Raw genomic sequence first — 369 nt, forward strand, 5'->3', positions numbered from 1 at the left:
GTTTTCGGCAGTAATGGTTTGCGGCGGCTGGCCGTTGATCGCCTGCACCATCCGTTTGTCATCCAGCAACAGCTGCATCGGGACTGGCGAGGTTTGATCCCACAGCAACCCCTTATCGCGGGCGATCAACATCTGCCCCTGGGATCGCAGCGGCTGCGGCAGATCCTTAATCGTGCGAACCTGATCGAAGTGGGCGCGTACCACCGGCTGTTCGCTAAATTGTTTTTGCAGATCATCAAGCGTGAGGGCGCTGACCAGCGGGCTGATAAACAGCCCTAACAGCAGCAGTAATCTCATGGCGTAACCCCCATGCGTTCAAACAGGATATCCGGGCTGACGAAACACATCTCGCGGCTGTTTTCATCCACC

Annotated in this window: 1 protein-coding gene; it reads right to left on the minus strand. The window is 56.6% G+C overall.

Features of this window, described 5'->3' with window-relative positions; all coding sequences use genetic code 11:
* Positions 1 to 297: outer membrane lipoprotein carrier protein LolA (locus QP437_RS09775; RefSeq protein WP_285267705.1), on the minus strand; the 297-nt coding region annotated here is incomplete at its 3' end.
* Between the last annotated feature and the right edge of the window lie 72 nt (positions 298 to 369).

This window comes from Haemophilus sp. UMB1048 (assembly GCF_030218125.1).
Taxonomy (GTDB): domain Bacteria; phylum Pseudomonadota; class Gammaproteobacteria; order Enterobacterales; family Pasteurellaceae; genus Haemophilus_D.